Below are 26,070 nucleotides of genomic sequence, written 5' to 3' on the forward strand. Positions count from 1 at the left end.
CCGCTGCCGGCCCGACTTCCAGATGAAGGGCGCTTGCCGGAGGACGGGGCACGGCCCGTGATGTTAGGAATATAGACCGAACATCCGGGCCGGCGCCACCGGAATCCTCAGGCCGGCGGCAGGCGCAGCGCGCCGTCCAGCCGGATCGTCTCTCCGTTCAGCAGCGGGTTGGCGGCGATGGCCATGACCATCGCGGCATATTCGTCCGGCCGGCCGAGGCGGGAGGGGAACAGCGGCATCCGGCCCAGGCTCTCCCGCGCCTCTTCCGTCAGCGTGTCCATCAGCGGCGTGTGGAACAGGCCCGGCGCGATGGTGACGACGCGCACGCCGAACTTCGCGAGTTCCCGCGCCGCCGGCAGCGTCAGCCCAACGATGCCGCCCTTGGAGGCGCTGTAGGCGCATTGGCCGATCTGGCCCTCATAGGCGGCGATGGAGGCGGTCGCGACCACCAGGCCCCGCTCCCCATTCGCCAGTGGCGCATTCGCCGTCATGCGCGCGGCGGCCAGGCGCAGCAGGTTGAAGGTGCCGATGAGGTTCACGCGGATCACGCGTTCGAACAGCGCCAAATCATGCGGGCCGTTGCGGCCGGCGACGCGCGCCGCGGGCGCGATGCCGGCGCAGGCGACGGCCAGGCGGAGCGGCGCGAGTGCGGCCGCGGCCTCGATGGCCTTCGCCACCGGCGCTTCCTCCGCCACATCGCCCGCGACGGCCACGCCGCCGATGCGCGCGGCCACGGCCTCGGCGGCCGCCTTGTTGATGTCCATCACCACGACCTTCGCGCCGGCGGCGGTCAGCGCCTCCGCCGTCGCGGCGCCAAGGCCGGATGCGCCGCCGGTGACGACGGCCGATGCGCCCTGCATATCCATCCCTATTGCTCCCCCGCCTTGGCCGCCCGCTTTTCCAGGAAGGCGGCGAGGCCAGCCTGCGCTTCCGGCCCGGTCTGCGCCATGGCCGCCATCATGCTCTCGACGAAGAGGCCATCCTCCTCGCTCATGTCCTGGATTCGCGGCAGGGCCTGGAGCACGCCCATCACCGTCAGCGGCGCCATCTTCGCGACCTTGGCGGCGAGTTCTTCCGCCTTGGCCGGCGCCCCGCCGGCTTCGGTGACATAGGTGACGAGGCCCGCGCGTTCCGCCGCCGCGGCATCCAGCGCGCGGCCGGTCAGCATCATGTCGGCCATCCGGCCCGCGCCGATCAGGCGGGCCACATGCACGGAAGCGCCACCGCCCACGAAGATGCCGCGCGTGCCCTCCGGCAGGGCGAAGAAGGCCGTGGGGTCCGCGACCCGGATGTGGCAGGCGGCCGCCAGTTCCAGGCCACCGCCGACGCAGGCGCCATGGATGGCGGCGATGGCCGGGATGCGGCCCGTGCGGATGCGCCGGAACACCGCGTGCCAGCCGCGGGAGTGATGGAACACTTCCTCCGCCGTGCGGGCCTTGTGTTCGCCAAGGTCGAGGCCGGCGGAGAAGCAGGGGCCGTTGCCCTGGATGATGATCGCCCGCGCGTCACGCTGGGCGCGGACCGCGGCGGCATCGATCGCTTCCAGCAGCGCATCGCTGATGGCGTTGCGCTTGCCGGGCCGGTTCAGGGCGATGCGGGCGATGGTGCCGCTGATGTCGAGGGTAACCAGGGCCTCATCCACGGGCGTTTCCCCTTTTAGTTATGCGCCATAACGATAAGGGGGCGGGCCCGCGGGGGCAAGGGTCGCGCTGATCAGCCGCGCGCCAGCAGGCGCAGCGCGTTGACCAGGGTGGCGTGTTCCTCGGGCGTCAGGCCCTCGGCCAATTGGCGTTCCACCTCGGCCTCCCCCACCTTGCCGCGCTTCAGCAGGGCGCGGCCGGCCGGGGTGATCTGCAGGGTGTTGGCGCGGCGGTTACCTTCCTCCTCCGCCCGCTTCAGCAGGCCCTCCTCCTCCAGCGACGCCAGCAGCACCGTCAGGTTGGAAGGCTTGATGCGCAGCGCCTCCGCCAGCACGCTTTGGCGGATGGCGGGATTCGCCTCCAGCATCAGCAGCACGGCAAGCCGCCCGGGTGTCAGGCCGAGTGGCGACATGGTGCGGTGGAAGGTATCGAAGGCGGTCTGCTGCGCGAGCCGCAGGCGGAAGCCGAGCTTGCTGTCGAGCGGAGAGAGGTCGGGCGCCTCGGCGGGCGCGGCCGCGCTGGCCTGGCGGCGGGGCTTGGGCATGGCAGTGGGATACACGCTGTGGCCGTGATCGTGGAAGGGGGGGCCTTGGAACCGGGTCCGGACCATACTATTATGACACATAACAATTCAGGACGCCGCCCGTCGGCGCCGGAGGAGAGGATGTCCATCCCCATCACCCCGCGCATGGCTCCCCGGCGCCGCCTGGGTGCCGCGCCCGTGCGCTTCGACCGGCGTGCCGATGGCGCGCTGCTGGTCACGCCGGAGCCGCAGCTTGGCCCCTATCCGCGCCGGCTGACGGAACGGCTGGAACTCCATGCGGCGCTCGCGCCCGATCGCACGCTGATCGCCAAGCGGGCCAGCGCGCCCAAGGGGCAGCCTGGCGGCGAATGGCAGCGCATCACCTATGGGGCGATGCTGGCGAAGGTGCGCGCCGTGGGGCAGGCGCTGCTGGATCGGGGCCTTTCGGCGGAACGGCCGCTGGTCTTCCTGTCCGGCAATTGCCTGGACCAGGCGGTGCTGACGCTGGCCGCGCTGCATGTCGGCGTGCCGGTCGCGCCCGTCTCCCCTTCCTACGCGCTGCTCGCCAAGGATTTTCAGAAATTGCGCCACTGCCTGGCGCTGCTGACGCCGGGAATGGTTTTCGCGAATGACGGCGCGCGCTTCGGCGATGCCATCGCGGCTGTGGTGCCGGAGGATGTGGAACTGCTCGTCTCCGCCAACCCGCCTGCCGGGCGCGCGGCGACGACCATGGACGAATTGCTGGCGACGGTGCCTGGCCGCGCGGTGGATGAAGCCGCCGCCGCGGTCGATCCCGATGCACCCGCGAAAATCCTGTTCACCTCGGGCAGCACGGGGCTGCCCAAGGGCGTGGTGAACACGCAGCGCATGATCTGTTCCAACCAGCAGATGCTGCTGGAAGCCTTCCCCTTCATGGGGGAGGAACCGCCGGTGCTGCTGGACTGGCTGCCCTGGCACCACACCTTCGGCGGCAACCACAATATCGGCATCTGCCTCTACAATGGCGGCACGATGTACATGGATGACGGCCGCCCGGTGCCCGGCGGCTACGGCGAATCGCTGCGCAATCTGCGCGAGATCGCGACCAGCATCCACTTCAACGTCCCCCGCGGCTTCGAGGAACTGGTGCACCACCTGAAGGAGGATTCGGCGCTCCGCCGTATCTTCTTCAGTCGCCTCCACATGATGTTCTATTCGGCCGCCGGCCTGCCGCAGCACATCTGGAACGAGCTCGACAGGATGGCGCTGGCGGAACGCGGCCATACCATCCCGATGATCACCGGCCTTGGCGCCACGGAAACCGCGCCCTTCGCGGTCTGCGTGCGGGAGGAGTTTTCCGAATCCGGCGCCGTCGGCCTGCCGGTGCCGGGGCTGACGATGAAGCTGGCGCCCATCGCCGGGAAGATGGAGGCGCGGGTCAAGGGGCCCTCCATCACCCCGGGCTATTGGCGGAACCCGGAAGCGACGGCCAAGGCCTTCGACGAGGAAGGCTTCTACTGCTTCGGCGATGCGCTGGTGCCGCTGGATCCTGAGGACCTGCACAAGGGATTCCGCTTCGACGGGCGGATCACCGAGGACTTCAAGATGGGCACGGGCACCTGGGTCAGCGTGGGCCCGCTGCGGGCGAAGCTGGTCGCGGCGCTGGCGCCCTATGTGAAGGACGCCGTGATCGCGGGCGTGGACCGGGAGTTCCTCGGCGCCATCCTGCTGCCGGAGGCGGAAGCCGTCGCCACGCTGGTGCCGAAGGGGGAGGACCCCGCGACGCATCCGGCGCTGCGTGCCGCGCTGGCGGAAAAGCTGGCGGCGCTGGGCGCGACGGCGACGGGCTCGTCCCAGCGCATCGCGCGGGCGGTGCTGCTGACATCGCCCCTGTCGCTCGATGCCGGTGAGATCACGGACAAGGGCTCCATCAACCAGCGCGCCGTGCTGACGGCGCGGTCTTCGCTGGTGGAAGACCTCTACGCCGATCCGCCGCCGCCCCCCATCATCATCACCCCGGAGCTGTCATGACCGCGCTGATCAATGAATGGCGGGACGCCTGGCTGCTGGCCGGCGCCCGCACGCCCTTCGCCGATCTCGGCGGGCCGCTCGGCCTCGTCTCCCCCATCGATCTCGGCATCAAGGCGGCGCGCGCCGCCATCGGCAAGGCCGGGATCGATGCGGCGGAGATCGGGCATGTCGTCGCCGGATCCGTCGCGCAGGCGAGCTTCGACGCCTACATGCTGCCGCGCCATGTCGGGCTTTATGCGGGGGTGCGGGAGGAAGTGCCCGCGCTGCTCGTCCAGCGCGTCTGCGGCACGGGGATCGAGGCGCTGGCCCAGGGTGCCAACGCCGTGGAACGCCAGGGTGCGGGCGTTTCGCTGTGCGTGGGGGCGGAGAGCATGAGCCGCAACCCCATCGCCTCCTACACCCACCGCAACGGCTTCACGCTGGGCGCGCCGGTGGAGTTCAAGGATTTCCTGTGGGAGGCGCTGCTCGATCCCGCCTGCGGCCTTTCCATGGGCGGCACGGCGGAGGAGTTGGCGAAGCGCCACGGCATTTCCCGCGCCGAGGTCGATGCCTTCGCCGCCCGCAGCTTCGACCGCGCGCTGGCGGCGCGGGAGGCCGGATTCTTCGCGGATGAAATCGTGCCCGTGACCAGCGAGGTCTTCGCCCGCGAAGGCCTGGCGGATCGAGGCATCGCGCTGTCGCGGCGGACGCCTTCCGTCGATGCCGATACGCACCCGCGGCCATCGCCGGTCGAGACATTGGCAAAAATCAGGCCTGCCTTCGGCGGCGTGCAGACCGGCGGCAATTCCTCGGCCGTCGTCGATGGCGCGGCGGCGGCGCTGGTGTGCAGCGGGGCCTTCGCGAAAGGGCGCGCGCCGCTGGCGCGGCTCGTTGCCTCCGCCGCCGTGGGGTGCCCGCCGGCGATCATGGGCATCGGGCCGGTGCCGGCCATCCGGGCGCTGCTGGCGCATACGGGCCTCAGCCTCGACCAGATCGACCTGATCGAGATCAACGAGGCCTTCGGCGCGCAGGTGATGGCCTGTTCGCGGGAGCTTGGGCTGGATGAGGCGAAGCTGAACGCGAATGGCGGCGCGATCGCCATCGGCCATCCGCTGGCGGCCACGGGCATCCGGCTCGCGGTGACCTGCGCCCGCGCGCTGAAGCGCCGCGGCGGCCGCTACGGCATCGCCTCCGCCTGCATCGGCGGCGGGCAGGGGATCGCGCTGCTGATCGAGGTGGCGTCATGACGGCCTTCATCAATCGCCGCCCCGTCACCATCGAATGGGGGGATTGCGACCCCGCGGGAATCGTCTTCTACCCCCGCTACTTCGCGATCTTCGATGCCTGCACGGCGGCGCTGTTCCAGGCGGCGCTTGGGATGCCGAAGATCCAGTGGACGGAGAAGTTCGGCATCGTCGGCATCCCCATGGTGGATACCCGCGGCAAATTCTCCGTCCCCTCCGCCTATGGGGATGAGGTGGTGGTGGAAAGCCGCATCACCGCCTTCCGCCGATCCTCCTTCGATGTGGAGCACCGCCTGCTGAAGGCGGATGGTGCGCTCGGCGTCGAGGGCTTCGAGACCCGCGTCTGGGTGGCGCGGGACCCGAACAATCCGAAGGGCATCAAGGCGGCGCCGATCCCGGCAGAGGTCGTCGCCGCCTTCGGATAGTCGTCAGGTTTCCGGCTGGAAGCCACTGGCGCGCACGACGGGGCCCCAGAGGTCCCGCTCATGCCGGATGCGGGCGGCGAATTCCTCCGGCCCCTGGATGGTCGGCAGGAATTCCAGCCGGTCCAGCACCAAACGCACCTCCTCCGTCCGCACCGCGGCCTGGATGGCCTGGTGCAGCGCGGCGACGACTGGCGCCGGGGTGCGGGCGGGGGCGAAAAGGCCCATCCATTCGCTGATGGTCAGGCTGGGGTGCCCGGCTTCCGCCAGGGTGGGCACATTCGGCAGGCGCGGCAGGCGTTCGCGGGCGGAGATCGCCAGGATGCGCACGCCCTGGCCGTGATGCGGCAGCAGATCCGACACCACCGCCACCACCAGCGGGATGCGCGCCGCCAGCGCGTCCTGCACCGCCGGCGCGGCGCCGCGATAGGGCACGTGGGTCAGGCGCGCGCCGACCGCGCGGCCGATCATGTCGCCCACGAAATGCGGGCCCGATCCGGTACCGGGGGAGCCATAGGGCACCTCCGCCGGTTGCGCGCGCAGCCAGGTGGCAAGCTCCGCCAGGGTGCGGGCGGGATGGCTGGCGGGCACCGCGACGGCAAAGGCGAAGTCGCACAGCGTGCAGACCGGCACGAAATCCGTGAGCGCGTCGTAGCGCACCTCCCGCGGGAAGATGTGCGGCTGCAGCGTCATGACGCTGGCGGGCGTCACCAGCAGGGTCGTACCATCCGCCTCGGCCGCCCTCGTCGCATCCACCGCCAGGCGGCCGGAGGCGCCGGGCCGGTTGTCCACGACGGCGGAGGGCGCATAGGCACCGCGCAGCCTTTCGGCATAGATGCGGGCGACCAGGTCCGTGGGCCCGCCGGCGGCGAAGCCCACCAGCACACGGGCAGGGCGGGGCACGGCCTGGGCGCGGGCGCCGGTGGGCGTGACGGCGGCGAAGGCCGGCGCGGCCAGGGCTGCCAGCGCCAGGCGCCGGCCGATGGATGCGTTCATGGTCCGTGATCTCCCTTGCGGTGCCGATGCACCTTGCTTTGCTGGTAAACTTATGGCGCATAATGGTTGCATTCAAGCGGAACGTGGCGCGGTGGCGCGGCAGTTTCGCGCAAGGACAGGGAAGGAACCTCCATGACCCTCATGATCAAGCGGCGTGCCGTGCTCGGCGCGCTGGCGCTGCCCGCCCTTGCCGGGGCGACCTTCACCGGAGCCACCTTCACCGGCCAGGCACGGGCGGAGGCCATCAACCGGCCGGCGCGGCTGATCGTCGGCTTCCCGCCTGGCGGGTCCTCCGACATCGTGGCCCGGCTCTATGCCGAGAAGCTGCGCGGCCTCTATGCCCCCAGCGTCATCGTCGATGGGCGCGTCGGCGCGGCCGGCCGCATCGCGGTGGAGGCCGTGAAGGCCGGCGAGCCCGATGGCACCATCTTCCTGCAGACCCCGGCCTCCATGCTGACCCTGCAGCCGCATGTCTTCCCGCGGGAGGTGCGGTACGACGCGTTGACGGACCTGATCCCCGTCTCCACCGTCTGCTCCTTCCCCTTCGCCCTCGCCGTTCCGGCCAGCCACCCCGCGAAGACGCTGGCGGAGCTGGTGACCTGGATGAAGGCGCAGCGGGGTGAGGTGCCCTTCGCCTCCCCGGCCGCGGGCTCGGCGCCGCATTTCCTCGGCGTGTCCTTCGGCAAGACCATCGGCGTGCCGGTGACGCATGTGCCCTATCGCGGCGCGGTGCCGGCGGTGCAGGACCTCATCGGCGGGCGGCTGCCGATCTTCGTGGGCGTGCTGGGCGATGTCTCCCCCCAGCATGGCACGGGGGCGCGGATGCTGGCGGTGTCGTCGCCGCAGCGGAACCCGCGCTACCCGGATGTGCCGACCTTCCTGGAACTCGGCTACCCCGATCTGTCCAAGGATGAGTGGTTCGGCGTGCTGCTGCCGGCCAACACCCCGGCGCCGATCGTGAACGGCCTGCACGCCGCCATCGTGCAGGCGTCGCGGATGCCCGACCTGATGGCGGCGCTGGACCGGCTGGAATTCCTGCCCACCGTCTCCGCCAGCCCCGCGGAATTCCGGGCCCGCATCGCGCGGGAGCGTGCGGAATACGGCCCGATCGTGCGCGACAGCGGCTTCCAGCCGGAAAACTGAAGGCCAGCCTGCCTTGGCCCTGCCGCGATGCCGCCCGCGTGGCGCCACGCGGCGGGGCCAAGGTTGAACGGAAGCGGGGTTGCATCCGCCCGCGCCCTCTGGGATGGGTTTAGCGGGCGGGTGTTTCACGCCCGCGTGAGGCCCCATGCCCGACGGCCAGAATTTCCGTATGCCCGTGAGCACCCGTTCGCCCCTGATCGGCGATGCGGGCGCCATCCTGTTGATCATCGTCGCGACGGTGCTGCTGCGCCTGACCAGCTTCGTCCCGGCCGTGGTGGATACGGATGAGGGCCTGTACCTGGTGCAGGCGCGGGAATGGCTGAATGGCGGCTGGCCGCTGGTGGCGGCCTGGGACATGCACCCGATCGGCGCGCCGGCGATGTTCGCCCTGGCCTTCCTGGCCTTCGGCGTGTCCGTGGAATCCGTGCGGCTGCTCGGCATGATCTGCGTCGCCGCCACGGGCTGCGCCCTGTATGGCGCGGCGCGGGCGGCGGGGGCGCCCAGGCGGGTCGGCATGGGCGCCGCCGTCATCTACGCGGCGCTGTCGGTGCTGCTGGGCGGGCTCTGCACCAATACGGAAATCCTGATCGCCCCCTTCGTCGCCGCCACCATGGCCCTGGCCATCCGCGGCGCCGCGCAGGCGGTGGGGCCGGCACCCCGCGCGCCGGGCTGGGCATCGCTGGTCGCCATGGGCCTGCTGATCGGCTGCGCGCTGGTGGTGAAGCAGGTGGTGGTGCCGGAAGGCTCGCTCGCCTTCCTGATCCTGGTGCTGCCGGCGCTGCTCCGGGGCGTGCTGCCCTGGCGGCGGGCGGCGCTGATGGCGCTGGCCTATGCGGGACTCTGCGCCTTCCCCTTCATCCTGGCGGGCTTCGTCTATTGGACGCAGGGCTGGCTGGACCAGTACCTCGATGGCTCGCTCATGGCGCCCTTCCGCTATTCGCTGGAACGGATCGAGGGCCCGGAAGCCGCCCGGCGCATCGGCGCGGCAGCGCTGCAACTCGGCCTGGCCTTCGCGGCGGCGCTGGTGGCGGTGCTGGCCTGGCGGCCGCGCTGGGCGCCTGGGCCCATCGTGCTGCTGACCGGCGCGGCGGTGGTGTGGTTCGCCATCGCCTCCGCCGCCATCGCGGGGCCGGGCTTCTTCTTCGCGCATTATTTCCTGCTGTGGCTGCCGCCGCTGGCGCTGCTGGCCTCGATCGGGGCCTGGTGGATCGCGCAGGCGCTGGCGCGGCCGGAACGCGCGCGGATCGCCTTCCTCGCGGTGGTCGGCGTCATCGCCGCCCAGGCCTGGCTGGTGGAGGCCACCGGGCGGCTGGAACGCGGCCCGGGCCTGATGCACCCCGATCCGGTGCGGCTGGTCTCCGCCAGGGTGGCGGAGGCTGCGGGCCCCGGGGGCGACGCCTTCATCGCGAACTACCACCCGAGCGTCTACGTCATCTCCGGCGCCCGCCTGTCCACCCGCTTCCCCTTCCCGGCGCATCTGACCGGGGTGTTCGAGGATCTGTCGGATACCAACACGGAGGCGGAACTGGTCCGCGTCCTCGCCTCCCGCCCCCGCGTCATCGTCGTGGATCGCGGCTGGATGCACACCATGCGCCCGGCCGCGGCGGCGCAGGTGATGGCCGCCGTGGAGCAGGGATACGACTTGTTCGCGACGGTCGCGGAATACCGCGGGCCGGTCGAGATCTACCGGGCGCGATAGCCCCGGGCTGGAGGGCTGCCGATGTTGACCGTCTGGGGCCGCCGCACCTCCTCCAACGTCCAGGCCCTGATGTGGGGCATCGGCGAAGTCGGCCTGGCGTATCGGCGGATCGAGGCCGGGCACATCCATGGCTTGACCGATACGCCCGCCTTCCGCGCGATGAACCCGAACGGGACCGTCCCCGTGCTGCGCGACGGCGATGGCGACCCGATCTGGGAAACCGGCGCGATCCTGCGCTACCTGGCAGGGCGCTACGCGGCCCCACCCTTCTGGCCGGCGGAGGGCGCGGGCCGCGCCCGCGTGGACCAATGGGCGGAATGGGCGAAGATCAACATCACGCTCGGCTTCACGGAGCCCGTCTTCTGGCGGGTGGTGCGGACCGCGCCCTCTCGCCGCGATCCCGCGGCGATCGCGGCGGCGCTGGCGAAGCTGGACCCCTTCCTCGACATTGCGGAGGCGCAGCTGGCGCGGGGTGCCTTCCTGGCTGGGGATGATTTCACCCTGGCCGACATCCAGTTCGGCCATGTGCTGTTCCGCTATTTCGACATCGCCATCGCGCGGCGGGATCGGCCAGGGCTGCGCCGCTACTACGATGCCCTGGCGACACGCCCGGCCTATCGCGAGCACGTCATGGTGTCCTACGAGGAACTGCGCGTCCTGGATTGAGGCGTCAGGGTGCCGGGAATCAGGGCGCCGGGAACAGCGCCTCCGTCCGGCCCATCAGCCGATAGGCGACCAGCCCCGCATATTCCCGCAGCGCCCATTCCGCCTGGTTCAGCCGCGTCGGGAAGGGGCCGAAATAGTCGAGGCCGTAGCCACCCATCGTCGTGTAGTTCACCGGCCAGGGCGTGATGGTCCACCCGGCCTGGCGGAACACGCCCATGGCGCGCGGCATGTGGCTGGCCGACGTCACCAGCAGCCAGGTCTCGCCCGGCTTCGGCTGCGCGACGCGGAAGGACAGCACCGCATTCTCATGCGTGTTGCGGCTTTCGCTTTCGAACACCAGGCGGTCCGCGGGCACGCCGAGGTCGGTGAAGAGCAGGCGGGCGGTATCGGCTTCCGTCGGGCCGCCGGGGACCAGTGAGGCCGATCCGCCGGTGAACATCAGGCGGGCGCCGGGGTGGCGGCGGGCCAGCGCCACGGCTTCCGTCATCCGTTCCGCCGCGCCGTTGAGGGCGGGGATGCCGTGGCGTTCGGTCATCTCCTGGTCCACCGCGCCGCCGAGCACGACGATGCCGGTGACGGGGCCGGGGAGCGTCGCCGGGCGGGCGAAGCGGGTTTCCAGCGGCACGGTCAGCCAGGCGGCGATGGGGGTGGCGAAGACCAGCGCATACCAGCCGAGGCCCAGCAGCAGCGGCCAGCGGCCGAAGCGCCGCCCGCCCCAGACCAGCGCCAGGCCCAGCAGCGCCAGCAGCAGCGCCGCCGTATTCGGCGCCAGCACCATCCACAGCGCCTTGGAGGCGATGAAGGTGAGCGTTTCCACTAGAGGTCCATGATCCGCATGGGATGCGCGCGCCCGCGCAGCAGGTCCCACAGCGCCACCAAATTGCCCTTCAGGCGGCCGAAGCGGTCCACATGGGGTTCCGGCGCGAAGGACCGCAACGCGTTCATGGCGATGTGGCGCCCGGCGGAGGGCAGCGCGTGGCTCCAGGGAAAGGTCCCCTTGCGGGCCAGGTAGATCGGATTGACCACCTGGCTGTAGCCGAGCCTGTTGCCCGCCACGCGCCCCGACTTGCTGCCGAGATGCACGCCCCGCGCGCCTGCCAGCCGCAGGATCGACCCGTGCCGGCCGAGCGCGCGCGTGACGTCGATATCCTCGTACCACGCATAGAGGGGCAGCTGTTCGTCGACCCGGATGCCATGGGCGCGCAAAGGCGCCATCCGAAACGCCATGTTGCAGCCATAGCCGTTGAAATGCGGCATGACGGCCAGCGCATCGGCGTCGTAGCGGTCCTCGGCCAGGATGGCGCGGCCTTCCGGTACGGAAATCCCCGGCCCCTTGGCGCCATCGGCGATGACGGTGCCGGTGGTGACCACGCAATCCGGATGCAGGTCCAGCACGCGCTCCGTCACCGCCAAATAATCGGGGGCGGGCAGGAAATCATCGTCCAGGAACAGCACCGCGTCGCAATCGGTGGCGGCATCGAGGATGACGTTGCGCTGCCGCGGCAGCCCGGCGGGGGAGGCGATGAACTCCACCACCGGGAAGCGTTCGGCGAGGCCCGTCACGTCATCCGCCGTGACGTGGCAGATGATGACGCGGTCCGGCGCGCGGGATTGCCGGCGCAACTCCGCCAGCACTTCGCCGAGGATGACAGCGCGGCCGCGCGTGGCGATCCCGATGGCGATGCGCATCAGGGCTGTCCCTCGATGGAGGCGCGCACCAACCCGTCCCGCGCATCGCGCCGAAGAAAACCGGCGGCGCGGCCGGCGAAGGTCATGGCATAGTAGGCGGCATCGCGCGGGCGGCCCTTGAGCAGCGAGACGACGACGCCGCCCAGCGGCCGGATCGCGAAGGGCAGCCACACGCCGGGCGCCACGCCATGGCGGCGCAGCGCGAAGCCGAGGCCGCGGCCATAGAGGCGCGCGCGCGCCGTCGCGACATCCGAAAGGCGCTTGTCTGGATGCACGACGCGCAGCGCCGGTTCGTAGCGCGCGGCGTGGCCGGCATGGATGGCGCGCAGCACGAGGTCATTGCCCTCCGCCGATCCGATGGGCGTGCCGGGTCCCATCCCCTCATCAAAGCCGCCCATGGCCAGCGCCACGGGGCGGCGGAGCCAGAGGTTGAACTCGATCACGCTCGTCCAGACATTTTCATCAGTGATCGCCCCGCGAGAATCGCGCCAGCGGCCGCTGCCGAGGCCGCCTTCGGGGCTGGCGGCGGGGCCGGTCAGCACCATCAGCGCGGGATCGTCGGCGAAGGCCTTGTCCACCATCGCGAGTGTTCCGCGCGGGAAGAGGCAATCATCGTCGGGGAAGGCGACGATCTCGCCGACCGCTTCCCGCAGGCCGAGGTTGCGGGCGTGGTTGGCATTGGCGATGGCGGATCGGCGATGCGTCAGGCGCAGGCGCCCGGCATAGGGGGCCAGCAGCGCGTCCAGGCGATCATCGTCGTTCTGGTCCACGATGATGCATTCGGCATCCTCGCGGCCCTGCGCCAGCAGGCTGTCGAGGAATTCCGCGATCTCCGTCGTGCGGCCGCGGGTCGCCATGACCAGGCTGAAGCGGGTCATCGCGCGGCGAGGCCCGCATCGACCAGCGCCGTGATGCGGTCGCGGAAGACGGCGCGGCTGAAACGCTCCGCATTGGCGCGGCAGGCCTCGGGCGCGATCGGCAGGCTCTCGAACCGCGCAACGGCGGCGCGGATGGAGGCGGCGGATTGTTCGGGGAACAGCACGCCGGTCGTGTCCGCCACCACGATGTCGCTGGCGCCGCCGCGGCCATAGACGATCAGCGGCGTGCCGCAGGCCTGCGCCTCCACCATGGCGATGCCGAAATCCTCCTCCGCCGCGAAGACGAAGGCGCGCGCACCTTGCAGCAGGCGGACGAGGTCGGGTTGCGGGACGCGGCCCAGGATCTCGATGTTTCGCGCATCACCCGCGGCTTCGCGGACGCGCTGCATCTCCGGCCCGTCGCCGGCGATGACCAGGCGCTTGTCGGGCAACTCGCGAAAAGCTTCGGCGACGAGGTCGATGCGCTTGTAGGGGACCATGCGGGAGGCGACGAAGTAGAAATCCTGCTTGGCGGGCTCGAAGGGAAAGCCATTGATGTCCACGGGCGGGTGGATGACCGTGCTCTCCCGCCGCCAGGATTTCCGGATGCGCTCCGCGATCCAGGCGCTGTTGGCGGCGATGATGTCGGGGCGCGCGGCGGAGGCATGGTCCCAGGCGCGCATGCCATGCAGCAGTCGGCGCGTCAGCAGGCCCTTCAGCCCCGTCTCCATCCGCGCCTGGCGCAGATACTGGTTCTGCAGGTCCCAGGCATAGCGCATCGGGCTGTGGACGTAGGAGACATGCAGCGTCGCCGGCCCCGTCAGCACGCCCTTCGCCACGGCGTGCGAGGAGGAGAGGACGAGGTCGTAGCCCGAGAGGTCGAACTGCTCCACCGCCATCGGCATCAGGCCGAGGTAGTAGCGGAACCACTGGCGCGCGCGCGGCAGGCGCTGGATGAAGCTGGTGGTGGGCACGCGGCCGCCCAGGAAGTGCCGGTCCTTCTCGGCCAGGAAGTCGCAGACGACGAACAGCTCCGCCTGCGGCCAGATGGCCAGCAGCTGTTCCAGCACACGCTCGGACCCCGCATAGGTCTCGAGCCATTCATGGACGATCGCGACCCTCATCGGGGCTCCACCAGGTCAAGCAGGCGCCGCGCGGCGGCGGGCCAGGAGAAGGTCTCCGCCCGGGCGCGGCCCGCGGCGCGGAGATGGTCCGAAAGCCCGGGTTCGTCCAGCAGCCGGGCCAACGCCGCGGCGGGCGTGCGTTCAGGCCCGCTGGGCCCCTCCGCGTCGAACCACAGCGCGGCGTCGCCACACACCTCCGGCACCGCGCCGGCGGAGGCGGCGAGGACGGGGCAGTGGCACCACATCGCCTCCAGCGGCGGCAGGCCGAAGCCTTCGTAGCGGGAGGGGAAGATGAGGCAGAGCGCGTTCTCATACAGCGCGCGCAATTCCGCATCGCTGACGCGGCCCAGCGCTTTCGCCGCATCGACATCGCCGGCATTGCGGAAGACGCTGGCATCGGCCGCGCCCGCCACGGCGAGCGTCAGGCCGCGGCTTGCCAGCAGCGCCACCGCATCGCGCAGCGCGCCCAGGTTCTTGTGCCCGGCGCGCGTGCCCACGGCCAGCGCGTAGGAGCGCGGCGAAAGGCCATGCTTCGCCAGCACCGCTTCGTCGGCGGGGTCGCGCAGCGCGTGCTCGCCCCCCTCCGCGATGACGCCGATGCGGTCGGCATCGACGCCGAGGCGGCGGGAGAGGCGGGAGCGGGAGAAGTCGGAGACGGTGATGATCTGCGCGCCCAGCCGCGGCAGCGCCAGGTGCAGTGCCCGGTACCAGCTGCGGAAGGCGAGGGAGTAGGAAGCGGGCGTGTCGAAGGCCCCGGCATCATGGATGACCACGGCCTGGCGCGCGCCGCGCAGCAGCGGCGCGGTGTTGCCGAGGTTCAGCAGCAGGTCCCGCCCGGCGGCGCGCGGCAGTTCCAGCTGTTCCCAGGCCTGGCCGGACAGCCGGCCCAGGGTCTCCACCGGCAGCCCGGCGAAGGTCAGGGGCGCGCCCTTCGGCGCCAGCAGCCGCAGCCGGGGCGCCTGCCCGGCCTCCGACAGCGCGGCCATGGCGGTCGTCACTTCGCGGGCGAAGCGCTGCACGCCGGACATGTTCTGCGTCAGGAAGCGGGCATTGATGGCGATGGTCATGCTTGTTCCCCGCGCAGCACGGCGCGGATGCGCCAGGGGCGACGGATCAGGCCGCGCGCGTCACGGCGCTCGGCCGGGGTGAGGGCGGGCAGCCCCGCGGCGGTGAAGGCAGCCAGCGCCAGCAGCCCGAGTGCCACCAGCGGCCAGGGCCCCACCGGCAGCAGCAGCAGCGCGAGGCCCGCGCCACCCGCCAGCAGCGGCGCGGCAAGCCGGCGCGCCGCATCGGCGGCGGCGGGATAGAAACGCGCGACCAGCGCGAGCCGGCCGAGGCAATCCGTGGCGCAGCGCAGCGCCCAGGCCGCGGCCGCGCCCTCGATCCCCATCCACAGCAGCAGGGCGGCGGAAAGCGGCAGGAAGACCAGCGCCTGCGCCAGCTGCCACTTGGCGTTGAGGTCCGGCCGCCCGATCGCGTCCAGCAGCGCGCCGGGGGCGAAGGCGGCGCAGGAGAAGAAGATGCCCACGGCCAGGATCTGCAGCACGCGGCCGCCGCCGGCCGCGAATTCCGCCCCGAGCCAGAGGTGGAGCACCTGCGGCCCGGCGGCCACCAGCACCAGGCAGGCGGGCAGCACCATCGCCATCACCATCAGCGCGCCGCGGCGCAGCAGGCCGGCGGTCGCCTCGGCATGCGTCGCGAAGGCGCTGGCCATGGCGGGCAGCAGCGCCTGCGCCACCGCCACCGGCAGGATCCACATGCGCATCACCAGGTCGAGCGGCGTGGCGTAGAAGGCCACCGCCGTCAGCGTCAGCAGCGCGCCCACCAGGAAGCGGTCGGCATAGAGCAGCGCCTGGGTCAGGATGCCCGACGCACTCATCCAGCCGCCCATCCGCACCAGCGGCCCGACCAGCGACCAGCGCGGCCAGGTGGGCCGCAGGCCCGGCAGGTCCTTCCGCGCCAGCCAGGCGTAGCAGACCGTGTTCGCCAGACGGCACAGCAGCAGCGCCAGGATCACGCCCACCAGGCTCTGCCAGACCATCAGCACCAGCACGGGGCCGAGGTAGTAGAAGATGGCGACCGGAATGGTGACGAGGTTGGCTTCCCGGAAACGCTGATGCGCCGCCAGCGTGCCCCAGAGCGCGGCATTCACCACCACCAGCGGCGCCGCGGCGCAGAGCAGCCGGAAGGCGGTTGTCGCTTCCGCCTGCAAGGCCGGCGGCGTGTTCAGCAGGCCGGAGACGAGCCAGGGAATGAACGCGAAGGCGATGGCCGCGACGGCGGCGCTCAGCAGGAACAGCGCGCTGATCGCGGCCCCCGCCAGCTCCGCCGCGCCCTCGGTCTCCCCGGCCCCGATCCGGGCCGACAGCGCGCGGGTCAGCGCCGCGCCGACGCCGAGGTCGAAGACCCCGAAGACGCCCACGAGGGCGAGGGCCAGGGTAAAGAGCCCCCAGCGATCCAGCCCCATCTGGTGGACCAGCACGGGCGTGAGGGCGAGGGCCAGGAGCAGGGGCAGACCCCGCCCCGCCGCGTTCCAGAGCGTGCCGGACAGAAGCCGGCCGCCGGAGGCGCGCTGTTCGGCCACGCCGGAGGCGTTCTGACCAGCCACGCCGGAGGCGTTCTGGTCGACCACGCCGGAGGCGCCCTTTTCGGCCATATCGGCCATGGCGTGCGCCATCCCTGTGAAAGGGCCCGCGGCTGGTGCCGCGGGCCCGGATGCGGGTTGCTCGGTGTGGGGCTTAGTAGGCGCCGCGGCGGGCCAGCACGGCGGCCGGGGTGCGCAGCAGGATGCGGATGTCGTTCAGCAGCGACGGGTGCATCACATAGGCCACGTCGAGCGCCACGCGCTGGGCGTAGGAGGTATCGCTGCGGCCGCTGACCTGCCAGGGGCCGGTGATGCCCGGGCGCACCGCCAGGTAGTGCTGCGCGGCCTGGCCGTAATAGGCCGCCAGTTCCGCCGCCTGCACGGGGCGCGGGCCCACCAGGCTCATGTCGCCCTTCAGGACGTTGATGATCTGCGGCAGTTCATCGAGCGAGGAGGCGCGCAGGAAGCGGCCCACCCAGGTGACGCGCGGGTCGTTCTTCAGCTTGCGGGTCGATTCCCATTCCGCCCTTGCGGCCGGGTCACGCTCGATCAGCGCCGCCAGGCGGCGATCGGCATCGGCCACCATGGAGCGGAACTTGAGGCAGCCGAACAGCCGCCCGCCGCGGCCCACACGCTCATGCGCATAGAAGACCTTGCCGCCATCCATCTTCACCAGGATGGCGAGGATGAGGAAGACCGGCAGGGTGACGAGCAGCAGCGCGCCCGCGCCGAGGATATCCAGCGCCCGCTTCGCCGCCAGGCGGCGCAGCTCCGCCGGGGCGGGGCGCTCGGCTTCCGACCGCGCCTGGCCGGGCATGCCGGGGGCGAAGATCGGGTGCGACAGCGCGGATCGCTTCGTCTCGGGCTCGGGCGTGAGCGTCTGGACGGCTTCCAGGCCTGGCATGGGGTCCTCGTGGTGCGGCGGGGGAGCCGCTTCAGGGTTGACTGGGTCCGGTCCGGTACCTTTCCGTCTGCGTCGCGAGGCGAGGGGGCCTCGGTTGGCGGGCGGATCGGTCTTCAGGACCATTCCTTCGACGGTAAGGGTTAGCCTTACTGACGGGCGGGTTTGAGACGGGGTTGGGGCGAGATTGTGGCGGCGCGGCAATCTGGCGGGGAGTCATTGAAATTTCGTCCCTCACGCGCTTTTCGCGGGCACTTCATGGCAGGCCGTGCCACAATTTCGCCATGCCCCAGTACCGACCGACCATGGGGGCCCAAAGAGGCCCGGTACCCAACCCCCCGATCGCCCCTTGGCCGGGCCCGTCCCGGCGGCTTGAGGCGTGGCGGCCGGCATCGAGGCCCGAAAAGGGCTCCCCCGCCGGCGGGATCGCCCTCGCGGTGCTGATGTCGGCGCTTTTCTGGGCCGGGCTCGCCACCGTCATCTAGGCGTCTTGCTGGCATCCAGGCGTCTTGCTGGCAGCGGGGCCGGCGGCGTAAGCGCGTCAGGGCGTGCCGCGCCAAGGAATCGCCCCCTGAACCACTCCCCCCCCTATGCCGGCCCCTTGGGCACCCGTGACGCGGCGGTATCCTATGCGGCGGCGCTGGTCATCGGCCTGGCCCTGGCGCTGACGGTCTTCCCCCTCGATTTCCTGTTCCCCAGCGCGGGGCTGCCCTGGCGGCCGGCGGGCGATGCGGCGCAGCACATGGTGGCGCAGCGCTACCTCATCGCCGATGCCTGGCGCTGGCCGCCGACCGAGGTCGCGACCCTGAACACCCAGGAAGGCGGGCTCAACACCGTCTTCGCCGATTCGATTCCGCTGCTGGCGCTGGTGCTGAAGGCGATTCGCGCCTTCCTGCCGGATGGATTCCACGGCGTCGGCCTGTTCTACGGCCTGGCCTGGGTGGCGCAGCCGATCGCCGCAATCTGGGCGCTGCGTGGCGTGGGGGAGACGCGGATCCTGCCCGCGATAGGCGTGGCGCTGGCAGCGGCCTCCATGCCCGCCTTCATCGGGCGATTCGGTCATGCGGCGCTGTGCGGCCATTTTCTCCTGCTGCTTGGCCTGGGCTTCTACCTGCGCCTGGTGCGGCGGCCGACGGCGGGGCGCTGGGTCGGCGCCGGCGCGTTGCAGGTCGCGGCGCTGCTGGTGCACCCCTACCTCGCCGCCATGACCCTTGCCCTGCTGGGCGCCGTGCCGGCCACGCGGCTGCTGCGGGGTGAGGCCTTCATCGGCCCGGGCGTGGCCGTGGGCGTGGCGCTGGGGGCGGTGGTCGGGGTAATGGCGGGGTTCGGCTACCTCGGCGCGCAGGGCGATGGTGGCTACGGCATGTTCGCCATGAACCTGCTCTCCCCCTTCTGGCCGGCGGGGTCCTGGCTGTCCGGCTGGCCCTGGTCCCCGCAGCTGGACGCCACGGGGCATGGCGGCTGGGAAGGCTACAACTGGCTGGGCTTCGGGCTGCTGGGCGCCTTCGTCCTCGGCGTGGTGATGCGCCCGGGCGGCGCCTGGCGGCTGCTGCGCAAGCATGCCGGGCTGGCGTTGGTGATGGCGGGCCTGACGGCGCTGGCGGTGACGCATCGCGTGGGGCTGGGGCAGGAGATCGTGCTGGATCTCGGCCCTGCGCCGGGGATGCTGGAGCAGTTCCGCGCCTCGGGCCGCTTCTTCTGGCCGGTGGGCTATGCGCTGCTGGTGGGCGCGATGGTGCTGCTGGCCAAGGCGGGCCGGGCCGGGCCGGTGCTGTGCCTGGTGGCGGGGCTGGTGCAGCTGGCGGATGCGGCGCCGCTCCGCCGCGCGATCGGCGATTGGGCGGGCGCCAGGCCGGCCTGGGATATCGATGCCCCCGCCCTGCGCGATGCCTTCGCCGATGCACGGTCATTGACCCTGCTGCCATCCTGGCCCTGCGTGGACCATGCGACGGGGGGGGAGACCTTCAGCCTGCTGCTGGAAACCCTGGCCCTGGCCTCCGAACGGGCGGTGCCGGCCAGCACCATGTATGTCGCGCGCTGGCGCACGCCCCCCACCTGCCGCGACCGCGCGCTGGCCTCGGCACCCTTCGCCGAGGGCGAGGTCCGGGTGATCCTGCCCGCCGCCCTGCCGAGCCTCGCGCCGCTGGTGCCCGACGGCACCGCGCGCTGCGGGCCGGTGGGTCAGCTCATGGTCTGCCGCTGATCCGGTGATTCGCTCGGCGCGTGGCGTTCGACGATGTAGAGGGGGCGTCCCTTCGTCTCGTTGAACACCCGGCCGAGATATTCCCCGATGATGCCGAGCGTCATCAGCTGCACCCCGCCCAGGAACAGCACCACCGCCATCAGGCTGGGATAGCCCGCGACCGGATTGCCGAAGAGGATGGTGCGGATGATGAGCTGCAGCCCGTAGATGCCCGCGATGATGGCGGTGACCAGGCCGAGATAGGTCGCGACCTTCAGCGGCCCCACGGTGAAGGCGGTGATGCCTTCCAGCGACAGGTTCCACAGCCGCCAGTAGTTCCACTTCGTCTCCCCGGCCGCGCGCGGCGCGCGATCATACAGCACGGGGGTGGAGGGGAAGCCGACCCAGGCGAAGAGCCCCTTCATGAAGCGGTGCTGTTCCCGCAGGCTCAGCAGCGCATCCAGCGCGCGGCGGCTGATCAGGCGGAAATCGCCGGTATCGGCGGGCAGTTCCACCTTGCCGCCGACCTTCTGCATGACGCGGTAGAAGGCCTTGGCCGTCGCCTTCTTCAGCCAGGTCTCCCCTTCCCGGGCGCGGCGGCGGGCATAGGCCACGTCGAAACCCTGCCGCCAGGCAGCCACCAGGTCCGGGATCACTTCCGGCGGGTCCTGCAGATCGGCATCGATGACGATGACCGCCGCCGTCGCCGCGGCATGGTCCAGCCCCGCGGTCAGCGCGATCTCCTTGCCGAAATTGCGGCTGAGATTGACCAGCGCGACGCGGGGGTCGGATTCCTTCAGCCCCTCCATGATCGTCAGGGTGCGGTCCCGGCTGCCGTCATTCACATAGACGACCTCCCAGGGCAGGCCGATCGCCTCCATCACCGGGGTCAGCCGGGCATGGAAGATGGGCAGCACCTCCTGCTCATTATAGGCAGGCACCACGACGGAAAGGACCGGGCGTGCCTCCGCCGGGCTGGTCGTGGCGGGGACCGGGCCGGGGGAGGCGGCCAGGGGCGTTCGGGTGGCGAGTTGCGTGGACATGCGCAATGAATCCTTCCGCCATGCGGCGGTTCCACGGCGATCTGCGGGCAGGGTGACGGCAGGTCAACCGGTTTGCGCGGCCCGACCCGCGCAGCTTGACGCGGACGTTGACGGCGGGCGGCGGTGCCGCGACGATTCAGGCCGATGCCAAGCCCCAAGCAAGCCGCCGGCCACCCCCCCGATGGGGCCACCCCCGCAACCATTCGTGATCTGCTGTCCTACCGTATCCACCGGCTGGCGAATGCGCTGAGCCGGGGTGCCGCGCTGCGCTACCGCCAGGAATTCGGCGTCAGCCTGATGGAATGGCGAATCCTGGCGCTGCTCGGCGGCTTCGCGCCGCTGACGCTGCGCGACCTGGCGCGGGAAAGCGGGCTGGACAAGGCGCAGGCCAGCCGGGCGGTGAAGGCGCTGGTGGAGCGCGGCCTGGTGGAACGCGAATCGGGATCGACCGATGCGAGGGAGGTCGCGCTGCGTCTTTCCGCCGAGGGAATGCGCGTGGAGCAGGGGCTGATGCGCGCGGCCCGCGAACGCGATGCCGCCTTCCGCGAGGCCCTGCCCGCCGGCAGCCTGGCGACGCTGGAGGAGGCGATCCGCCTACTGACGGCGGAGGCGCGCCGCCAGGCAGCCCTGGTTGACGAGGGGGGGGATCAGGGCCCGCGCGACCCCGGCTGACCCAGGTCCAGGATCGGCCCCGCCGGCACGATGCCGCTGGGGTTCAGGTTCCGGTGGCTGCCGTAGTAATGGTGGCGGATGTGGTGCAGGTCCACGGTCCCGGCCACGCCGGGCCAGTGGAGCAGCGACCGCGTATGGTCCATCAGGGCCTTGTAGTCCGCGATCCGGCGCAGATTGCATTTGAAGTGGCCGTGATAGACGGCGTCGAAGCGGATCAGCGTGGTGAATAGCCGCCAATCGGCCTCCGTGATCCGGTCCCCGCAGAGGAAGCGCTGGCGCGATAGCCGGTCCTCCAGCCAGTCCAGCGTCTCGAACAGCGGCAGGATGGCGGCGTCATAGGCGGCCTGGGTGCGGGCGAAGCCGCAGCGATAGACGCCGTTGTTGAGGGTCTCGTAGATGCGGGCGTTCACCGCCTCGATCTCCGGCAGCAGGTCTGGCGGCGCGTAGTCGCCGGGGGTGGCGCCGATGCCGTCGAAGGCGTCGTTCAGGATGCGGATGATCTCCGCCGATTCGTTGTTCACGATGCGCCTGGTGTGGGTGTCCAGCAGCACGGGGACGGTGACGCGGCCGGTGAAGCCGGGGCTGGCCTGGCTGTAGACCTCATGCAGGTGGCGCGCGCCGAAGACGGGGTCCGGCACCACGCCTGGGGCATCCTCGAACCCCCAGCCCTGCTCGCCCATGTGCCAATGGGTCACGGAGACGGGGATCATGTCCCCCAGCCCCTTCAGCGCGCGGAAGATCAGCGTGCGATGCGCCCAGGGGCAGGCGAGCGAGACATAGAGCCGGTAGCGCCCGGCCTCCGCCGGGAAGGGGCCGTGGGCGCCGATCCGGTCGCGGAAGCTGCTGGCCTGGCGCTGATAGGCACCGCCCTCGCCGGGCTTGCGGTCCTCACTCGTCCAGGTGCCGTCCACGAGCTGGCCCAATGCGCGTCTCCCGATGCCTGGCGGGGCATGTGGGGCTGGACGGCGCGCGCGTCACCGGCCCTGATGGCGGGCGCGATGACGCGGGAGGTAATTGCATGGAATTCGTCGATCTGAGCCGGGAGATCTTCCACCGGACGCAGACCCACCCCTCCCACCCGCCGGTGGTGATGACGGTCTGGAACGACCACGGGGAGAAGAAGGTGGCGGGGAAGACCACCTTCAGCAGCAAGGCGATGTCCCTGGCGATGAGCGACCATGCGGGCACGCATGTGGACGCGCCGGTGCATTTCGATCCCAGGCCTGGCGCGGCCTCCATCGACCAGGTGCCGTTGGAGAAATTCTATACGCAGGGCATCTGCCTCGACCTGTCCCATGTGCCCCTGAAGCACGCCATCACGGTGGCGGAGATGGAGGCGGCGCTGGCGGCGAGTGGGCAGGAGATCCGGCCAGGCGACACGGTGCTGATCCATATGGGGGTGAATGCCCGGCTGCTCGGCAAGCCCGGCTACCTGCATGATTTCCCGGGCCTCGCTCTGGAAAGCGTGCATTGGCTGGCCGATCGCGGCATCGGCATGTTCGGGGTGGAGGCGATCAGCCCGGCGCCGGAAGGAGAGCCCAACTTCCTGGCGCATATGGCCTGCGCCGAACGCGGCATCACGCATATCGAATGCCTGTTCAACCTGGAGGCGCTGGTGGGCCGCGGCCGGTTCCGCTTCGTGGCCTTCCCGCTGAAGATCAGGGGCGGCACGGCGAGCCCGATCCGCGCGGTGGCGATCTTCGAATAGGCAGCAGGGGCCGGGAAATCCTGGCCCTGGCCGTCAGTTCCTGTTATGTTCTGAGCATCAGCGGGGGCACCGCGGCCGGCGCCCCCGCTGAACCGGTGCTAAACGCACTAAAAGCCCTAAATGGACTTTACTCCGCGACAGTTTCTGAAGCGTTATCAGAGGCTTGCCGGCAAGTCGGGCCGCGGCATTTAGTTTTTTAGAATCTAAAAGCCCTAAATGCGCCGTGCCCCGCCCTCAGCGGCTGCAGGCGGCGCCGCCGAGCACGCAGAACTTGGCGCAATGCGGGTGGTTCAGCGCCACCGGCCGCGCGGCCTCCGCCAGCGTCGCGCCCAGTTCGAATTGCGGATCGTAGGGCAGCAGGGTGCAGGCCACCACCGCGGAGGCGGCCGCGCCCCGGCGCTTCACCACCATGCGGGAGGAGGCGCACATCAGGCTATCCGGCGATTTGTGGAGGATGCCCCAGCAGGCTTCCGTGATCTCCGGCACATCCACCCTGGCGTCCATCTCCGGGAACAGCATCAGGGCCACGGGGTCGGTGGCATCGATGGGGATGGCGTGGGCGGCGAACAGGGCCGCGAAGCCCGCGCGCATCGCGGCCTCATCCTGCCCGCCGAAGCTGGCGCGGCCGGCGACATGCAGCGGAAAACCTTCGCGGGCGAGCCAGGCCAGGCCCTCGATCGTCCTGGCGAAGCTGCCCTCGCCGCGCTCGGCATCGTGGTGGAGGGCGTCGAAATGGTCGAGGCTGACGCGGAGCGTGAGGCGATCCGTGCCGAAGCGGTCGCGCAATTCCAGCAATGGCTGCGCGTAGCGGCGCAGGGGCTGCATGGCGTTGGTCAGGACCAGCGCGCGCAGCCCCGGTCGGGCCAGGACATCGGCCAGCATGGGGACCATGGCGGGGTTCATGAAGGGCTCGCCGCCGGTGAAGCCGACCTCATCGAGCGGCAGGCCATCCGCCTCGGCCTCGTCCAGGAAGGTCGTGACATCGGCGGCGGAGAGGTAGGACAGCGCGTCGTTGCGCGGGCTGCTTTCGATGTAGCAGCCCTGGCAGGCGATGTTGCAGAGCGTGCCGGTATTGAACCAGAGGGTGCGCAACCCCTTCAGCGCCACGGTCGCGCGGCGCTCCCCCTTCAGCGTCGTGACGGGGTCCTGGAACTTGCCGGGGAGGAGGGGCTTCGGCAGGGCGATGGACAAGGGCGGTGCTTTCGAAGCGGCTGGTCTGAAGATAGGGCTTCGCCGGGAATAGGGGAGAGGTTACGCGGCCGCCCGCGCCTGCGCGTACCACCACCGGATCAGCCGCCGTTCCACCGCGACGAAGCCGCGGTTGAGGACGTAGCCGAGGGCGGCCAGGAGGACGATCACGCCATACATCTCCGGCGCGCGTCCGGCGAACTGCATGAGGACCAGGTAGCTGCCGATGCCCTGCTCGCCGGCGATCATCTCCGCCACCACCGTCACGACCAGCGCGAGCGAGAGCGCCACGCGGAAGCCGGCAAGGATGGCGGGCAGCGCGGCGGGCAGGATGATGAAGGCCGCGCGGCGGAGCGGGCCGATGCCGAAGGTACGCCCCATGGCGATTGAATCGGGCTCCACCGCCTGCACGCCCTGCATCGTGTTCGTCAGGACGGGGAAGAAGACCGTCAGCGCCACGACGGTGATCTTCATGGGATCATCGAGGCCGAGGAACAGCACCAGCGGCGGGATGATGGCCGGCACGGGAATGGGGCGCAGCAATTCGACCACCAGGCCGAACAGGCGCGCCGCCAGCGGCACCAGCGCGAAGGCGAGGCCGACCAGCACGCCCGCCACGCCGCCCGCCGCCAACCCGGCGAACATGCGCCACAGCGATCCGCCGATGCGGGTGGGCAGTTCGCCCGTCGCCATGTCGGCGGCGAGCGCCGCCAGCACCTGGCTCAGCGCCGGCCAGTTGGGAGAATCCACCCAGCCGAGCCGGGCGGAGGCCTCCCACAGGCCGAGCAGGCCAAGGATGAGCCAGGTGCCGGAGGTGATCCGCATCAGCCGCGGGCTGTGCGGAAGATGAGGGAGGCGCTTGCGGGATAGCGGCCGCCGAGGCCGTAGCGCGTCATCGTCGCCACGATCTCGTCCAGCTCCGCGGGCGTCACGGCCTTGGGATAGGCGGGCAGCGCGGTGTTCTGCAGGCGCGCGAGGGGGACGCGGGAGAAGGCGGAGATCAGTTCCAACAGCGCGGGCTGGCCCTGGCGTTCATTCACCCAGTCCACGCCCCGGTGCAGCGCGCGGCCGAAGCGGTCGAACAATTCGCCGTTGCGCGCCAGGTCATCGGCCATGGCGACGTATTGCGCGTTGGTGCCGCCGGGCGCCGTCTCGCTCATCGGCCAGCCGATGCGCTCCAGCCGGTCGCCATGGGTTTCGAGGGCGGCGGCGACGAAGGGCTCGGAGAAGATCGCGGCATCGACCTGGCCGCCGGCGAGGGCATCGGCCATCTGGGGGAAGGGGACTTCGACGGTGGTGACGCGGCGCCAGTCTCCGCCGGTCTTCTCCACCCAGGCCATGCCGCGCAGCCAGACGATGTTGTTGCGGGTGTTGGAGGCCAGGCGCTTGCCCTCCAGGTCCCGCCCGCTGGCGATGCCGCTGCCCTTGCGGACCAGCAGCGCCAGGATGTCGGGCGGGCTGGACTTGGCGCGAGAGGCGCCGGAGACGAAGCGGAAATCGAGGCCTTCGCGGATGCCGAGCATGATGGAGACGACGTTGGAGAAGACGACCCGGAACTGGCCGGCGACCAGGCCCGGCAGGCCGGTGGCGCCGCCGGCGGTGGTGGAGGTGTCGATCTCGATCCCCTCCGCCGCGAAATAGCCTTCGCGGATCGCGGCGTGCAGCGGCGCGACATCCAGCACGGGGATCACGCTGACGCGCATGCGGGTGAGCGCGCCCTGCGCGAAGACGGGTGCTGCGAGCGGTGTCGCGAGCGCGGCGGCGAGGGCGATGCGGCGGGTGATGCTCATGTGGGTTCTC

Annotated in this window: 25 protein-coding genes; 9 read left to right on the top strand and 16 right to left on the bottom strand. The window is 71.0% G+C overall.

Features of this window, described 5'->3' with window-relative positions; all coding sequences use genetic code 11:
* Window positions 1–107 precede the first annotated feature (107 nt).
* The 3 genes from ACTIE5_RS19465 to ACTIE5_RS19475 all read right to left on the bottom strand — a co-directional run bounded on the left by ACTIE5_RS19465 (window position 108) and on the right by ACTIE5_RS19475 (window position 2,184).
* Window positions 108–866 (bottom strand): SDR family NAD(P)-dependent oxidoreductase, encoded by a 759-nt coding sequence (locus ACTIE5_RS19465; RefSeq protein WP_439551374.1) that lies wholly within the window; start codon window positions 864–866, stop codon window positions 108–110.
* Window positions 867–868: 2 nt separating this feature from the next.
* A complete protein-coding gene (locus tag ACTIE5_RS19470) occupies window positions 869–1,642 on the bottom strand; it encodes a crotonase/enoyl-CoA hydratase family protein (RefSeq protein ID WP_439551375.1) in 774 nt (257 codons plus the stop codon).
* A 71-nt stretch (window positions 1,643–1,713) separates the two neighbouring features.
* Window positions 1,714–2,184, bottom strand: coding sequence for a MarR family winged helix-turn-helix transcriptional regulator (locus ACTIE5_RS19475; RefSeq protein ID WP_439551376.1), 471 nt, complete (start codon window positions 2,182–2,184; stop codon window positions 1,714–1,716).
* A gap of 120 nt (window positions 2,185–2,304) precedes the next feature.
* Between ACTIE5_RS19475 and ACTIE5_RS19480 the strand changes: the two genes are divergently transcribed.
* Genes ACTIE5_RS19480 through ACTIE5_RS19490 form a run of 3 tightly spaced genes read left to right on the top strand, consistent with a single transcriptional unit; the run spans window position 2,305 to window position 5,821 of the window.
* Window positions 2,305–4,173, top strand: coding sequence for a feruloyl-CoA synthase (locus ACTIE5_RS19480; RefSeq protein ID WP_439551377.1), 1,869 nt, complete (start codon window positions 2,305–2,307; stop codon window positions 4,171–4,173).
* On the top strand, window positions 4,170–5,399 hold the full coding sequence (locus ACTIE5_RS19485; protein ID WP_439551378.1) for a thiolase family protein: 1,230 nt from the start codon (window positions 4,170–4,172) through the stop codon (window positions 5,397–5,399). The genes ACTIE5_RS19480 and ACTIE5_RS19485 overlap by 4 nt, the downstream gene beginning before the upstream one ends.
* The gene (locus tag ACTIE5_RS19490; protein WP_439551379.1) at window positions 5,396–5,821 is read left to right on the top strand and encodes an acyl-CoA thioesterase; all 426 of its coding nucleotides are present in this window, start codon (window positions 5,396–5,398) and stop codon (window positions 5,819–5,821) included. Before ACTIE5_RS19485 ends, ACTIE5_RS19490 begins: the two co-directional genes overlap by 4 nt.
* Before the next feature lie 3 nt (window positions 5,822–5,824).
* Here the strand turns inward: ACTIE5_RS19490 and ACTIE5_RS19495 are convergent, their stop codons facing one another.
* A complete protein-coding gene (locus ACTIE5_RS19495; protein WP_439551380.1) occupies window positions 5,825–6,814 on the bottom strand; it encodes a Bug family tripartite tricarboxylate transporter substrate binding protein in 990 nt (329 codons plus the stop codon).
* A gap of 132 nt (window positions 6,815–6,946) precedes the next feature.
* Here ACTIE5_RS19495 and ACTIE5_RS19500 point away from each other — a divergent pair, with 132 nt between their 5' ends.
* The 3 genes from ACTIE5_RS19500 to ACTIE5_RS19510 all read left to right on the top strand — a co-directional run bounded on the left by ACTIE5_RS19500 (window position 6,947) and on the right by ACTIE5_RS19510 (window position 10,322).
* Window positions 6,947–7,957: a tripartite tricarboxylate transporter substrate-binding protein gene (locus tag ACTIE5_RS19500; RefSeq protein WP_439551381.1), complete on the top strand. Its 1,011-nt coding sequence runs from the start codon at window positions 6,947–6,949 to the stop codon at window positions 7,955–7,957.
* Window positions 7,958–8,132: 175 nt separating this feature from the next.
* Complete coding sequence (locus ACTIE5_RS19505; RefSeq protein ID WP_439551382.1) at window positions 8,133–9,656, top strand: ArnT family glycosyltransferase; 1,524 nt, start codon at window positions 8,133–8,135, stop codon at window positions 9,654–9,656.
* A gap of 21 nt (window positions 9,657–9,677) precedes the next feature.
* Entirely contained in the window at window positions 9,678–10,322 is a 645-nt protein-coding gene (locus tag ACTIE5_RS19510) for a glutathione S-transferase family protein (RefSeq protein ID WP_439551383.1), read from the top strand.
* 19 nt (window positions 10,323–10,341) lie between these two features.
* On the opposite strand, the gene ACTIE5_RS19515 is transcribed toward ACTIE5_RS19510, so the two are convergent.
* The 7 genes from ACTIE5_RS19515 to ACTIE5_RS19545 form a co-directional block, all read right to left on the bottom strand.
* Window positions 10,342–11,139, bottom strand: a complete 798-nt coding sequence (locus ACTIE5_RS19515) for a YdcF family protein (RefSeq protein WP_439551384.1) — start codon at window positions 11,137–11,139, stop codon at window positions 10,342–10,344.
* Window positions 11,139–12,011: a glycosyltransferase family 2 protein gene (locus ACTIE5_RS19520; RefSeq protein WP_439551385.1), complete on the bottom strand. Its 873-nt coding sequence runs from the start codon at window positions 12,009–12,011 to the stop codon at window positions 11,139–11,141. The genes ACTIE5_RS19515 and ACTIE5_RS19520 overlap by 1 nt, the downstream gene beginning before the upstream one ends.
* Window positions 12,011–12,889 carry a glycosyltransferase family 2 protein gene (locus ACTIE5_RS19525; protein ID WP_439551386.1) on the bottom strand — a complete coding sequence of 293 codons (879 nt, stop codon included), beginning with the start codon at window positions 12,887–12,889 and terminating at the stop codon, window positions 12,011–12,013. The genes ACTIE5_RS19520 and ACTIE5_RS19525 overlap by 1 nt, the downstream gene beginning before the upstream one ends.
* Complete coding sequence (locus ACTIE5_RS19530) at window positions 12,886–13,992, bottom strand: glycosyltransferase (RefSeq protein WP_439551387.1); 1,107 nt, start codon at window positions 13,990–13,992, stop codon at window positions 12,886–12,888. Before ACTIE5_RS19530 ends, ACTIE5_RS19525 begins: the two co-directional genes overlap by 4 nt.
* Entirely contained in the window at window positions 13,989–15,059 is a 1,071-nt protein-coding gene (locus tag ACTIE5_RS19535; protein ID WP_439551388.1) for a glycosyltransferase family 4 protein, read from the bottom strand. The genes ACTIE5_RS19530 and ACTIE5_RS19535 overlap by 4 nt, the downstream gene beginning before the upstream one ends.
* Entirely contained in the window at window positions 15,056–16,657 is a 1,602-nt protein-coding gene (locus ACTIE5_RS19540; RefSeq protein WP_439551389.1) for a flippase, read from the bottom strand. Before ACTIE5_RS19540 ends, ACTIE5_RS19535 begins: the two co-directional genes overlap by 4 nt.
* A 73-nt stretch (window positions 16,658–16,730) precedes the next feature.
* Window positions 16,731–17,480 carry a sugar transferase gene (locus ACTIE5_RS19545; RefSeq protein ID WP_439551390.1) on the bottom strand — a complete coding sequence of 250 codons (750 nt, stop codon included), beginning with the start codon at window positions 17,478–17,480 and terminating at the stop codon, window positions 16,731–16,733.
* Between the two features lie 598 nt (window positions 17,481–18,078).
* On the opposite strand from ACTIE5_RS19545, the gene ACTIE5_RS19550 reads away from it, so the two are divergent.
* Window positions 18,079–19,680, top strand: coding sequence for a DUF6311 domain-containing protein (locus ACTIE5_RS19550; RefSeq protein WP_439551391.1), 1,602 nt, complete (start codon window positions 18,079–18,081; stop codon window positions 19,678–19,680).
* On the opposite strand, the gene ACTIE5_RS19555 is transcribed toward ACTIE5_RS19550, so the two are convergent.
* The gene (locus ACTIE5_RS19555) at window positions 19,659–20,702 is read right to left on the bottom strand and encodes a glycosyltransferase family 2 protein (protein ID WP_439551392.1); all 1,044 of its coding nucleotides are present in this window, start codon (window positions 20,700–20,702) and stop codon (window positions 19,659–19,661) included. The genes ACTIE5_RS19550 and ACTIE5_RS19555 overlap by 22 nt on opposite strands.
* Before the next feature lie 144 nt (window positions 20,703–20,846).
* Here ACTIE5_RS19555 and ACTIE5_RS19560 point away from each other — a divergent pair, with 144 nt between their 5' ends.
* On the top strand, window positions 20,847–21,374 hold the full coding sequence (locus tag ACTIE5_RS19560; protein ID WP_439551393.1) for a MarR family winged helix-turn-helix transcriptional regulator: 528 nt from the start codon (window positions 20,847–20,849) through the stop codon (window positions 21,372–21,374).
* On the opposite strand, the gene ACTIE5_RS19565 is transcribed toward ACTIE5_RS19560, so the two are convergent.
* Complete coding sequence (locus tag ACTIE5_RS19565) at window positions 21,350–22,297, bottom strand: glutathione S-transferase family protein (protein WP_439551394.1); 948 nt, start codon at window positions 22,295–22,297, stop codon at window positions 21,350–21,352. The two genes, ACTIE5_RS19560 and ACTIE5_RS19565, sit on opposite strands and share 25 nt — an antisense overlap.
* Between ACTIE5_RS19565 and ACTIE5_RS19570 the strand changes: the two genes are divergently transcribed.
* Window positions 22,297–23,082, top strand: coding sequence for a cyclase family protein (locus ACTIE5_RS19570; protein ID WP_439551395.1), 786 nt, complete (start codon window positions 22,297–22,299; stop codon window positions 23,080–23,082). The genes ACTIE5_RS19565 and ACTIE5_RS19570 overlap by 1 nt on opposite strands.
* Before the next feature lie 234 nt (window positions 23,083–23,316).
* Here the strand turns inward: ACTIE5_RS19570 and ACTIE5_RS19575 are convergent, their stop codons facing one another.
* From ACTIE5_RS19575 to ACTIE5_RS19585, 3 genes are read right to left on the bottom strand one after another with little or no spacing between them, the layout of a single operon-like run.
* A complete protein-coding gene (locus ACTIE5_RS19575) occupies window positions 23,317–24,273 on the bottom strand; it encodes a radical SAM protein (protein ID WP_439551396.1) in 957 nt (318 codons plus the stop codon).
* Between the two features lie 60 nt (window positions 24,274–24,333).
* Window positions 24,334–25,095: an ABC transporter permease gene (locus ACTIE5_RS19580; RefSeq protein ID WP_439551397.1), complete on the bottom strand. Its 762-nt coding sequence runs from the start codon at window positions 25,093–25,095 to the stop codon at window positions 24,334–24,336.
* Window positions 25,095–26,060 carry an ABC transporter substrate-binding protein gene (locus ACTIE5_RS19585; RefSeq protein WP_439551398.1) on the bottom strand — a complete coding sequence of 322 codons (966 nt, stop codon included), beginning with the start codon at window positions 26,058–26,060 and terminating at the stop codon, window positions 25,095–25,097. The genes ACTIE5_RS19580 and ACTIE5_RS19585 overlap by 1 nt, the downstream gene beginning before the upstream one ends.
* Window positions 26,061–26,070 lie beyond the last annotated feature (10 nt).

Origin of the sequence: Falsiroseomonas sp. (genome assembly GCF_051859025.1) — a bacterium.
Lineage (GTDB): Bacteria > Pseudomonadota > Alphaproteobacteria > Acetobacterales > Acetobacteraceae > Falsiroseomonas.

What these genes read in the sequence shown, in the direction of transcription:
- ACTIE5_RS19465 (WP_439551374.1), bottom strand. Translation starts at nt 866, where the DNA reads ATGGATATGCAGGGCGCATCGGCCGTCGTCACCGGCGGCGCATCCGGC.
- ACTIE5_RS19475 (WP_439551376.1), bottom strand. Translation starts at nt 2,184, where the DNA reads ATGCCCAAGCCCCGCCGCCAGGCCAGCGCGGCCGCGCCCGCCGAGGCG.
- ACTIE5_RS19480 (WP_439551377.1), top strand. Translation starts at nt 2,305, where the DNA reads ATGTCCATCCCCATCACCCCGCGCATGGCTCCCCGGCGCCGCCTGGGT.
- ACTIE5_RS19485 (WP_439551378.1), top strand. Translation starts at nt 4,170, where the DNA reads ATGACCGCGCTGATCAATGAATGGCGGGACGCCTGGCTGCTGGCCGGC.
- ACTIE5_RS19490 (WP_439551379.1), top strand. Translation starts at nt 5,396, where the DNA reads ATGACGGCCTTCATCAATCGCCGCCCCGTCACCATCGAATGGGGGGAT.
- ACTIE5_RS19495 (WP_439551380.1), bottom strand. Translation starts at nt 6,814, where the DNA reads ATGAACGCATCCATCGGCCGGCGCCTGGCGCTGGCAGCCCTGGCCGCG.
- ACTIE5_RS19500 (WP_439551381.1), top strand. Translation starts at nt 6,947, where the DNA reads ATGACCCTCATGATCAAGCGGCGTGCCGTGCTCGGCGCGCTGGCGCTG.
- ACTIE5_RS19510 (WP_439551383.1), top strand. Translation starts at nt 9,678, where the DNA reads ATGTTGACCGTCTGGGGCCGCCGCACCTCCTCCAACGTCCAGGCCCTG.
- ACTIE5_RS19520 (WP_439551385.1), bottom strand. Translation starts at nt 12,011, where the DNA reads ATGCGCATCGCCATCGGGATCGCCACGCGCGGCCGCGCTGTCATCCTC.
- ACTIE5_RS19525 (WP_439551386.1), bottom strand. Translation starts at nt 12,889, where the DNA reads ATGACCCGCTTCAGCCTGGTCATGGCGACCCGCGGCCGCACGACGGAG.
- ACTIE5_RS19530 (WP_439551387.1), bottom strand. Translation starts at nt 13,992, where the DNA reads ATGAGGGTCGCGATCGTCCATGAATGGCTCGAGACCTATGCGGGGTCC.
- ACTIE5_RS19535 (WP_439551388.1), bottom strand. Translation starts at nt 15,059, where the DNA reads ATGACCATCGCCATCAATGCCCGCTTCCTGACGCAGAACATGTCCGGC.
- ACTIE5_RS19540 (WP_439551389.1), bottom strand. Translation starts at nt 16,657, where the DNA reads ATGGCCGATATGGCCGAAAAGGGCGCCTCCGGCGTGGTCGACCAGAAC.
- ACTIE5_RS19545 (WP_439551390.1), bottom strand. Translation starts at nt 17,480, where the DNA reads ATGCCAGGCCTGGAAGCCGTCCAGACGCTCACGCCCGAGCCCGAGACG.
- ACTIE5_RS19555 (WP_439551392.1), bottom strand. Translation starts at nt 20,702, where the DNA reads ATGTCCACGCAACTCGCCACCCGAACGCCCCTGGCCGCCTCCCCCGGC.
- ACTIE5_RS19560 (WP_439551393.1), top strand. Translation starts at nt 20,847, where the DNA reads ATGCCAAGCCCCAAGCAAGCCGCCGGCCACCCCCCCGATGGGGCCACC.
- ACTIE5_RS19570 (WP_439551395.1), top strand. Translation starts at nt 22,297, where the DNA reads ATGCGCGTCTCCCGATGCCTGGCGGGGCATGTGGGGCTGGACGGCGCG.
- ACTIE5_RS19580 (WP_439551397.1), bottom strand. Translation starts at nt 25,095, where the DNA reads ATGCGGATCACCTCCGGCACCTGGCTCATCCTTGGCCTGCTCGGCCTG.
- ACTIE5_RS19585 (WP_439551398.1), bottom strand. Translation starts at nt 26,060, where the DNA reads ATGAGCATCACCCGCCGCATCGCCCTCGCCGCCGCGCTCGCGACACCG.